The 8,222-nt window shown below is 64.5% G+C and carries 8 protein-coding genes; 5 read left to right on the top strand and 3 right to left on the bottom strand.

Annotated elements, in window-relative coordinates; all coding sequences use genetic code 11:
• Positions 1-80: 80 nt before the first annotated feature.
• Together NB3_RS17830 and NB3_RS35090 are read right to left on the bottom strand one after the other, a co-directional pair.
• Entirely contained in the window at positions 81-884 is an 804-nt protein-coding gene (locus NB3_RS17830; RefSeq protein WP_067804304.1) for a hypothetical protein, read from the bottom strand.
• A gap of 33 nt (positions 885-917) precedes the next feature.
• Positions 918-2,030 carry a hypothetical protein gene (locus tag NB3_RS35090; protein ID WP_157111842.1) on the bottom strand — a complete coding sequence of 371 codons (1,113 nt, stop codon included), beginning with the start codon at positions 2,028-2,030 and terminating at the stop codon, positions 918-920.
• A 98-nt stretch (positions 2,031-2,128) separates the two neighbouring features.
• On the opposite strand from NB3_RS35090, the gene brxD reads away from it, so the two are divergent.
• Complete coding sequence (gene brxD, locus NB3_RS17820) at positions 2,129-3,442, top strand: BREX system ATP-binding protein BrxD (protein ID WP_067804301.1); 1,314 nt, start codon at positions 2,129-2,131, stop codon at positions 3,440-3,442.
• On the top strand, positions 3,439-5,571 hold the full coding sequence (locus tag NB3_RS17815) for a DEAD/DEAH box helicase (RefSeq protein ID WP_067804299.1): 2,133 nt from the start codon (positions 3,439-3,441) through the stop codon (positions 5,569-5,571). Before brxD ends, NB3_RS17815 begins: the two co-directional genes overlap by 4 nt.
• 120 nt (positions 5,572-5,691) lie before the next feature.
• Here NB3_RS17815 and NB3_RS34200 read toward each other — a convergent pair whose 3' ends face one another.
• On the bottom strand, positions 5,692-5,805 hold the full coding sequence (locus NB3_RS34200; protein ID WP_084823460.1) for a DUF397 domain-containing protein: 114 nt from the start codon (positions 5,803-5,805) through the stop codon (positions 5,692-5,694).
• A gap of 417 nt (positions 5,806-6,222) precedes the next feature.
• On the opposite strand from NB3_RS34200, the gene NB3_RS17810 reads away from it, so the two are divergent.
• Genes NB3_RS17810 through NB3_RS17800 form a run of 3 tightly spaced genes read left to right on the top strand, consistent with a single transcriptional unit; the run spans position 6,223 to position 8,215 of the window.
• The gene (locus NB3_RS17810; protein ID WP_067804297.1) at positions 6,223-6,561 is read left to right on the top strand and encodes an ESX-1 secretion-associated protein; all 339 of its coding nucleotides are present in this window, start codon (positions 6,223-6,225) and stop codon (positions 6,559-6,561) included.
• Positions 6,558-6,857 (top strand): WXG100 family type VII secretion target, encoded by a 300-nt coding sequence (locus NB3_RS17805; RefSeq protein ID WP_067804295.1) that lies wholly within the window; start codon positions 6,558-6,560, stop codon positions 6,855-6,857. Before NB3_RS17810 ends, NB3_RS17805 begins: the two co-directional genes overlap by 4 nt.
• Before the next feature lie 2 nt (positions 6,858-6,859).
• Positions 6,860-8,215 carry a hypothetical protein gene (locus NB3_RS17800; RefSeq protein ID WP_067804293.1) on the top strand — a complete coding sequence of 452 codons (1,356 nt, stop codon included), beginning with the start codon at positions 6,860-6,862 and terminating at the stop codon, positions 8,213-8,215.
• Positions 8,216-8,222 lie beyond the last annotated feature (7 nt).

Below are 8,222 nucleotides of genomic sequence, written 5' to 3'. Positions count from 1 at the left end.
GCCGAGCGCCGCCCGGTACAGAACCAGCCCGCTGACGATCACAAGAGCGGTCGAGGCCAGGGTGTACCCGCGTTGATGAGCTATTGGCGCGGGGGGCTGGATTCGTTACTCATCCAGGTCCACGGGGCGGTTGGTTCCGGAGGTGCCGATTGTCCCTCGGCAGTTTCGGGGGTGCCGGTGCGTGCCGGGCCCAGCCAGGCGCCCAGGTCGACAACGGCCGTGCAGTAGTTGTCGGTGTCGTCGAGGACTCGTCGTGTGGCGAGGTCACCGTTGCGGACCAGCGGCGCGAGCTCTTGTGGCAGGTTGGAGCCGACCATCGGGCGGCCGTCGGCCCCGATGAGCGGCAGATCGATTCCGTAGGTGACTCCCGTGGCAGTCACCCGCAAATAAATCCGGCACACCCGGGCATTGGTGAACATGAATCCGGCGAAGGTGTACAGGTCCTCGAACCATGGGACTCCGCCGCCGTGGACGAAGATGCTGAACAGGCTGAACAGGCGCTGGTCAGGGTAGACGGACACGGCGGTGTTGTCGAAGCCGGTTTCGGATGCCGCGACCACGATGTTGCCGTGGCTGTCACGCGGATGGTGCTGGTGAGTGCGTTGTATATCGGCGAGCGTCGACGCAACGGTGAAGCGCATATGGTCCACTGCTGCGTCTACGTCCAATCCAGTGCCCTCTGCGGTGAGGTCGAACTCCACCGCAACCGCGTTGGACAGGTCTGTGGCGGTGGACAGCGCTATTCGCGCGTGTGTCGCATCGGCGCGCACGACACCACGCACCCGCGCTCCCGTGGGAGGCAACGGACCAGGCGGAGCGAGCACGAGCGGGATCGTGCTGCATAGCAGGAAATCGAACTTCGCGTCGGCGGTGCCGGTCGTCATTGGCTTCTTTCCAAGTGTCGACTCGTTAGGAGGCTAGACCTTGTTGACCCAGTCCGGACACCGATCGTAGCCCTCGCAATAGGCAGTGATGACGCCGATGTTCTTGCCGTCGCCTGTGGTGTAACGGCGGTCGTCGGTGCGTGTCGCGGCCTGCACGATGACCCGGATGGTGATGTGGATCTTCCCTCTGGGATCCACGGCGTAAGAGATGTACTCCTGGCGGGCACCCAAGTCCTTGTCGGGCTTGTGGGTTTGGAACGCGGCATGGATCGGAGTACGGGATGTCAGGTTGTGCCGACCCGCGTAATGCTCCCATCCAAGATCGGCCTCGTTGCCGATTCGCACCGGAGTGCTCACCCCGCGCAGATCGCTTTCGTCCCACAGGATCGTCGACCAGTCACTTCGGTTCTGCCGCATAGGCCACGCCACCGCAACGACCTCGGCGGAACGCGTCTTGCTCTCCTGGGGCGTGCCCCACCTCGCGAGATACTCAGTCCTCGCCATGAACACCAGGCCAGTACCGGGCCCTTCGGCGACAGCGACGCCCGCCGACATCGGCACCGTCAGCGCCACGATCACAAAGAGCCCCCGCAGGACACGAAGCAGCGCCGAAGGCATGCGCTCATGCTGAATCTGCGACCGCCGCAACAATACCGTCATCGATTTCCCTCCCGTTTGCAGCGAATCATGCCTGTAAAAACTGATTCGCTTATCCGACTCACTCCCCGCCGCCGTGCTTGGCAGCCGGGTTGCTGGCGAGATGGTCCCGCCTGCTTCCTGTCCCGTCATCAGATTGAGACGTCGGTCGAGCCGGATCGGTTCCAACCAATTCGAGAAAACTCGGCAGAACTCACTCGGAGCGGCACTCGTCCCGCCTGAGCCAGGTTGACCACCGACATCGCAGGCCGCCGAAAGCGTCAGAGAACTGGACGCCATACCGGTATTCGTGAGCGGTGAGGCGCCTGCACGCGTCAGCGAGCGAGCGGCGGACCGTTCGCACGGGAGGGGGCAGCCCACCAGTTCCGCCGCTGGCGACGCACACAGCGTCGATGCAATGCCGGTACCGTCGTCTTGGACAAACACCACCGCAGTAGTCAGGCTGGCCGCGAAGGGCAGTTGACAGCCGCGTATCCGCACGATCAGCATGACGCCCCGCGCCTCGATGCGTATCGCGGAGGTTCGCGGGGCTTCGGGCTGCAAACTCCTCGAATCGGCACGCCCTCTGCCCATGCGAGACTGTCCACGTGAGTAGCCAGCCAACCCAGGTCAGCGCGGCCCGGCGGCGCGCGGTCATCGATGCGCTGCGGCGCGGCGCAGTGCCGGAGAGCGGACTGGACCTGCTCGCGACCGGGCTCGACCGATTCGAGGCTGCCCTCGACGCGGAGCTGGACGCGGTCGAGTCCGGCGGGTCGGTGTTCAAAGCGGTCCGCGGCGAGTACGGATCAGGTAAGACGTTCTTTTCGCGATGGCTGGGCGAGCGGGCGAAGCGGCGCAACTTCGCCGTGTCGGAGGTTCAGATATCCGAGACCGAGACACCGTTGCACAAGCTGGAGACGGTGTATCGGCGGCTCACCGAGCGACTCACGACGTCGAGCTTTCCGCCGAGTGCGCTTCGCTCGGTTGTCGACGCGTGGTTCTATGCGCTCGAGGAAGACGCTCTGGCGGCCGGTGCCGACGACGACTCGCTGATCAGTGCCGTCGACGAACTCATGACCGCCCGGTTGATCGAGGTCTCCCGGCACGCGCCGTCCTTCGCGACGGCGCTGCGCGGATACCGCACGGCACTGGTCGATGGTGATGAGGCGACCGCCGCCGCGATCCTCGCCTGGCTGGGCGGACAGCCCAACGTGGCTGCCGCGGCAAGGCGGGCCGCGGGGGTGCGCGGCGAACTCGACCATTTCGGCGCATTCGGATTCCTCCAAGGTCTGCTCACCGCGCTGCGCGACAGCGGTCATCGCGGTCTGCTGCTCGTACTCGACGAGGTGGAGACCCTGCAGCGAGTGCGGTCCGATGCCAGGGACAAAGCCCTCAATGCGCTGCGTCAGCTCATCGACGAGATCTACTCCGGCCGGTTCCCCGGGTTGTATCTGCTCATCACCGGCACGCCCGCGTTCTACGACGGCCAGCAGGGCGTGCAGCGCCTGGCGCCGCTGGCGCAGCGCCTCGCGACGGATTTCACCACCGACCTGCGCTTCGACAACCCTCGTGCCGTGCAGATTCGCTTGCCCGGGTTCACCATGGATTCGCTCGCAGCACTGGGTAGCACCATCCGCGATCTGTATGCCGACGGTAGCGAGCACCCCGAAAGAATCCGTGCCGCCGCTGACGACGCCTATATCACCGACCTCGCCAGGGCGGTCGGCGGTACTCTCGGCGGCAAGGTCGGCGTCGCGCCCCGGCTGTTCCTCAAGAAACTCGTCGGCGACGTCCTCGACCGTATCGACCAATTCCCTGACTTCGATCCCCGACAGCACTACAAGCTCACCGTCAGCACCTCCGAGCTAACCGACGCCGAGCGCAATCTCGTGCGTGCCGACGACGTCGACCTGGAACTGTGACCGACGAACCCTGGGATCGCCTCCATCCCGTGGTGATCCACCACATTGTCAACACACTGGGCTGGCCGGGCCTGCGGCCACTTCAACAGGACGCTATCGCACCGCTCATCGATGGCGAGGACGCCGTTCTCCTCGCGCCGACAGCGGGCGGAAAGACCGAGGCGGCCTGCTTTCCCTTGCTGAGCGCCATGGAGCAGCGACACTGGACCGGCATTTCAGTGCTGTACCTGTGCCCGCTGAAGGCACTGCTGAACAACCTCGTCACGCGGATAGATGCATACGCGCAGTGGCTGGGCAGGCGCGCCGCGCTGTGGCACGGTGACGTCACGAACTCCAAACGAGATCGCATCCGGCGCGAACACCCCGACATCCTGCTGACGACGCCGGAGTCGTTGGAAGCCATGCTGATCGGCACGAAGACCGATCACAACGAATTGCTCCGCAATGTCCGCGCGGTCGTCGTGGACGAGGTCCATGCTTTCGCCGGTGACGACCGCGGTTGGCATTTGCTAGCTGTGCTGGAACGTCTGCAGCGTGTGGCCGGGCGCCCGATCCAGCGCGTCGGCCTATCGGCCACGGTCGGCAACCCGAACGATCTACTCAGCTGGCTACAGGGGTCAGGGGCCGGCATCCGCCCGGGTCGAGTAGTCGCGCCGGGCGTCACCGTGTCGCTTGGGGCGAAGAGCGCCGCTCCCCCGCCGGGGGAAGTCGAGCTCGATTATGTCGGCTCACTCGACAACGCCGCCAAAGTGATCGCGGCATTGCATCGGGGCGAGAAGCGCTTGGTCTTCTGCGACTCCCGACGGCAAGTCGAACACTTGGGAGCCGCGCTACGGGAGCGGGAGGTGACGGTGTTCCTCTCCCATTCGTCGCTCTCCGTCGACGAACGTACACGCGCCGAACAGGCATTCGCCGAGGCAAGGGACTGCGTGATCGTCTCTACGTCCACCCTCGAGCTCGGTATCGACGTCGGCGACCTCGACCGGGTGATCCAGATCGACTCGCCCACAACGGTCGCATCCTTCCTGCAGCGAATCGGACGCACCGGTCGCCGCGCCGACAGCACCCGCAACTGTTTGCTCCTGGCCACCACCGACGATGCTCTTGTCCAAGCCGCAGGGCTGCTACTGCTGTGGGGTCGCGGTTGGGTCGAACCGATCACTGCTCCGCCCGAACCACGCCACCTTGTTGCTCAGCAATTGCTGGCCATCACATTGCAGCACCACAGCATCGGCGACCGTCTCTGGACACACGAGTGGAACGATCTGGCTCCCTTCGACGGATCTGCGCTGCCGATACTGCGCCATCTGCTCGCTCAGGGATATCTGGACCAGGACAGCGGTCTCCTCCACATGGGCCCGGTCGCCGAAAAGCGTTTCGGACGTCGGCATTTCCTCGACCTCACGGCGTCGTTCACAGCACCACCGCAGTTCACTGTCCTCGCCGGACGGCAGGAGATCGGCCACACCGACCCATCCGTGCTCACAGACGACAACCCCGGCCCGCGGCTATTGCTGCTTGCCGGGCGCAGCTGGCGGGTCACCTACATCGACTGGAGCCGGCGTCGCGCCTTCGTGGAGCCGGCTGAGACCGGAGGCGTGGCGAAGTGGTCGAATCTGGGCCTTCGAGGCTTGTCGTTCGAGCTCGTGCGCGCGATGCGCGATGTGCACCTCGGTGCGGATCCGCCGGTCGAGTTGACTCGTCGGGCCAGGACCCAGCTGACCGACATCCGCGCAACCGAAGGGACCGGCAATGCCCGCGCGGATGCCACGATCGTTCACCGGGACGGGGAGAGAGTTCACTGGTGGACCTGGGCTGGGTTCCGAGCCAATGCCACGTTGGCCGCGTCGCTTCCCGACATCGTCTATCCGAGTCAGCGGCCGAACGACTTCAGCATCCGGCTGCGACCGGACCTGACGGTCGACATGTGGCGAAGTGCACTGGCCGAGCGCTGCGCGCTCCTGCCGACCCTCGAGTTGCCACAGGTCGACGAGCGCGCTGCCCACGGACTGAAGTTCTCCGACGTCCTTCCGAGCGAGGCCGCAACGGCGACTGTGTCCGCGCGACTCGCCGATCTCGACTCAGCGCGGAAGGTGCTCGCGGAGAACACAGCGTTCTACACCGTCTGACTCGGTGCCGTCACAGCCGACCAGGCTACAACCGACCTTCCTCCGCCAACGCGGCGACTAACGAGGTGGCGGTCTACAGCTACGCGCTCCTGGAATCAGGAGCGCGGGCCCGATCCCGAATCAGGCGAGTTCAAAGCCCCCACACCGCACTGCTGCGGTGAATTCATCCCATGCGGCAGGGGTAAAGACGAGCGCCGGGCCGCTGGCGTCCTTCGAATCTCGGACACCGACCATGCCGACCTTCACTCCAACGGGCCGGCCCGGGAGTTCCCTCCAAACATTCGATGACGTAAGGCTCAGCTACCGGGCCCGCGGCAGGGACAGCAGCGCTGGACTCAGCGACTCCGCCGACAGTGAGCAGCGCCGCACCAGCGGCCAGCCCCATAGCCATTAGACGCATACGAACAACCATCAGTTGCCTCCTCGCGGCGCTTGTCGACGCGGGCGCCGAGGAGGTTTCCGGCCGTTCGACCAGCGCGGCTATTTCGGCACCGATCACGAACGACCGCGGGGCCGTCGGCTGACATCCGAAAAATGTGCCCCGACCGGCGCACGCAGGACCAGCAAGTGTGTGGTCATGACGTGCGGTGTCCTTCGCGTCTGAAGCTCGGTCGATGGACACCATCGACACGCTCCCGGTACTCTCCGCACATGAGTGACGGGGGGAATCCGGGACCCGGCCCGAATCTGTCCGTGGTGCCCGAAAGCGTTCGCGAGGTCGGGCAATACGTCTACGAGGTGGCCGAGGCCCTGCGCTCGGCATTGGATTCCGCGGCCAAGGATGTGGATTCACTCGTCAACGGCGGCTGGACCGGTGGCTACGCAACCGAGTTCAGCCATGGCTGGACCGAAATCCACGACGGTGGCGGCCAGATCATCGCTGCCCTCACCGGTATGGCCGAGAAGCTCGGCGTCACTGCCGACACCTATCAAGCCCGTGACGAGAACACAGCTACAGCCCTGAACACTTCCAGCCTGGAACTGCCGTGAGTTCACAGTTCTCCGTCGACCTCGACCACCTCGACCAGATCGTGGCCCGCTTGGCGGGCCTGGCCGGATTCATCGCCGACCACCTCGACGAGATCGATCAGCGGGTCGCCACTCTGCAGGGCAGCGACTGGCAAAGCACTGCTGCCCAGGCATACGCCGATGCGCACCGCCAATGGGCGGCTGGCGCAAGAGAATTCGCCGAGGGCATCCGCGACGTGAGCGACGCCGCCCGTCAAGCCCACGACCGCTACACCCGCGCGATCGATATCAACCACCGCATGCTCACGCAGGAGTAGCCGTGGGCAACGACCTCGACCTCGACTGGCAGGTGTACTACGACGCCGCCAAGAAATGCCACGATCTGGCTACCGACCTGCGCACAGCCGATAAACCGGTGCACGACGCGGTCAAAGGCGAATGTGCCGGTATGGCCGGTGACGCGCCCGGCTGCGACCAATGGGGCAAGAAATACGACCAGGCCGCACAGCAGACGATGCAGACCTGCGCGCATCTCGCGGACGCCCTGACCAATTTCGGTTACGTCCTGTATGCCACCGGCTACAACTACGGGCTGATGAACCGTTCCAACCCGCCGCCACTGCGCCCTGATGTCAGGGAGGTTTCCCAGTACACGGTCTCGATTCCGACCTCAGTCGGTGCCAACGGTGACGGCACCCGCCACGACGGCGGAGTCCAAGCGTTCTACAACAAACTTGTCGGAGAAATCGAGAAGGCGTTCGGAAAACTCCCCAACGGGAACGTGAACAAACTCGCCAAGGCTGAGAACACATGGAAAACGTTCGCAGGCCATGAGACCATCACCGGCGCGTCGGGACGTATCACGGCCATCATCGGCCTGTTCGACAACATAGAGGACCGGAAGAATCTCCCGCCCCTGCTCGAGCGCCTGACCACTCTTCGGGACGGCGCCGATCAGGTGGCCGCGGCCTCTCTCAATCTGGCCGGTCCGGTCGCCGAGTACCACGCCGGGACCGTCGACGCACGCGCACAATTCAAATCGGCGATCGATACCGCGATGATCGCCATCGGCGTCAGCCTCGCTGTCGGAGCCGCGCTCGCCGCCGTCAGCTTCGGCGGCAGCCTCGCCGCCAGCGGCGGTGCCATAGCCACCGCCGTAGCAGAAACCATCAACGCCATACGCGCCGTCTACCAATCCCACAAGTTCTTCAGAACGATCGGGATCGTCGCCACTGCGGCCGGAATAACCGTCGCCGCAACGAATGCCTTCGAGAAGGTACCCGACCTCCACATCACCATAACGAGCCTCGTCGGCATCATAGCTATGCGGGTACTGATCGACGATGACGGTCCCGAGAAGAAGCCCGATACGAGTACCACACCGGGAAAATTTCCGGATGGCTTCACTCTGCCTCCCGAAGTGGTCGCCGATAGGATCGCGGAACACGCAGGTCATCGGTCCGTTCCCGGGGTGGATGACGACGACCTGCCGGAGTACATCGAGAAGACTATCGAGAATCCCGGTTATAGATTGAGGGATACACCGAATGGCACACCACGCATGGGCTGGTGGGATGAAGAAACCGGCACGGTGATCATCCGGGAGGGCAATAATGGTACATTCTTCCAGCCCGATGAGGGCTATGAGTACTTCAAGAAGTTACTCGCAGAGTAGGGAGTCG

The sequence above is a fragment of the Nocardia beijingensis NBRC 16342 genome (assembly GCF_001612785.1).
Classification (GTDB): Bacteria; Actinomycetota; Actinomycetes; order Mycobacteriales; family Mycobacteriaceae; genus Nocardia; species Nocardia beijingensis.
Note: the sequence above shows the minus strand (reverse complement) of the source record. Positions and strands in the feature narration are given on the sequence as shown.

Excerpts from the sequence above, each read along its gene's own strand:
- NB3_RS17830 (WP_067804304.1), bottom strand. The coding sequence starts at position 884 with ATGACGACCGGCACCGCCGACGCGAAGTTCGATTTCCTGCTATGCAGC.
- NB3_RS35090 (WP_157111842.1), bottom strand. The coding sequence starts at position 2,030 with ATGCTGATCGTGCGGATACGCGGCTGTCAACTGCCCTTCGCGGCCAGC.
- NB3_RS34200 (WP_084823460.1), bottom strand. The coding sequence starts at position 5,805 with ATGGTCGGTGTCCGAGATTCGAAGGACGCCAGCGGCCCGGCGCTCGTC.
- NB3_RS17810 (WP_067804297.1), top strand. The coding sequence starts at position 6,223 with ATGAGTGACGGGGGGAATCCGGGACCCGGCCCGAATCTGTCCGTGGTG.